Here is a 1,361-nt window from a genome sequence, read left to right as displayed (position 1 = left end):
TAAAACTAAGTTCTGGTTTGGCCCGCCTAAAGGAGAAGAAGTGGGACAACTTGAAGATTTTAATTACAGCATCAGTAAAAAGATAGGAAACTTCAGAAGTTCTTCAGAGAACTATAACAAAACCATAGAGGAAAATGATTTTATATACTACAAAATAGAAACAGACAGGATTTTAAATATAGGGGATTCTGTTAGTTTTAAAGATAAAAAACTCTATGTATTTGGGGCAATAGCCACAATGCAGGACAGTATATTAAAGCATGAATACATCCTTTCACCTAAAAATGGTTTGACTCAAGATTTAGTTTTAAATAATAAAATAAAGGGAACATCCATTGAAGGTAAGGTCATAGGAGTAAGCAGCGATACTGTAAAGGTTCATCTTCAAATTGATGAAAAGCAAAGTTCAGGAGAAGCTTATGCATTTCCATATTCAACGCCTTATACATCAGAAGGTAATACAGGAATGTACTGCATGCCGGAGATGGGGGACTCAGTTAAGATTTATTTTCCAACTAATAAAGAAGAAGAGGGAATTGCAATAAATTCAATAAGGAAAAGCGATGGAGGACTTCCAGATCCAGGGGTGAAAATGTTTAGAACAAGCTCTGGAAAAGAAATAAAGTTCACCGATGGAGAGATAACTATATCAGCAAATGGAGCAGTAATAACCATAAGTGACAGTGGAATCCAGATATCTGGAGGTGGAGTGAGTATAAGTGGAGGAAGTATAAGTTTAAATGCAGGAACAATAACAGTATCAGCAAAGGATTCTATAGGGTTGAAATGTAAAGCTAGCGAAATACAAATGAGTGGAGAGACAAGCATTAAGGGGTCTAAGGTTAGAAATAATTAGATGGAATTGATGAGAATGAGGTGAGGAGGATGGGATTTTTTAGTGGAATAGTTAGTGCTGTAAAAAGTATAGTTTCATCAGTTAAAGGAGTTATTAGTGCTGTAGGTAAGGCACTTACAACAGGTAAGCCAAGTGATGTAAATAATGCTATTACGCAGATAGATAATACAATAAATGAAGTAGATAAGTTAATAAAACTGTTAGAGGGACCGAAAAAGCAAAAGATAACAACAGGAGCAGAAGATTCGGGTATACTTCCAACATGGGATGAGATTAAAGCACGTTGGAACAATGCAGTGAATTGTGATCTTAAGATAGCATCTGATACAATTAGAAATGCCTTTAATGAATTGGGGAATGAAGTAAGTAATAAATATAATGAAATTAAAAATGATGTGATTAATGAATATACATATTTCAGCAATGAGTTGAATAATTCATTGGGATTAGCATATCAAGGGACAGATGAAGCTGGAAAAGCTTCACACTTGATTCCTGAAAATTT

At 34.5% G+C, this 1,361-nt stretch carries 1 protein-coding gene and 1 pseudogene; both read left to right on the top strand.

Features of this window, described 5'->3' with window-relative positions; all coding sequences use genetic code 11:
* Positions 1–856: pseudogene (locus tag I6U48_RS23790) on the top strand (hypothetical protein); the annotation flags it as partial.
* Positions 857–885: 29 nt separating this feature from the next.
* Positions 886–1,361, top strand: a 476-nt coding sequence (locus tag I6U48_RS23785) for a hypothetical protein (protein ID WP_218322972.1), incomplete at its 3' end; no start/stop codon positions are given.

The sequence above is a fragment of the Clostridium thailandense genome (assembly GCF_019207025.1).
In the GTDB taxonomy this organism is placed as follows: domain Bacteria; phylum Bacillota; class Clostridia; order Clostridiales; family Clostridiaceae; genus Clostridium_AM; species Clostridium_AM thailandense.
The sequence above is the reverse complement of the archived record's forward strand: the minus strand, read 5'-3'. Positions and strand labels throughout refer to the sequence as shown.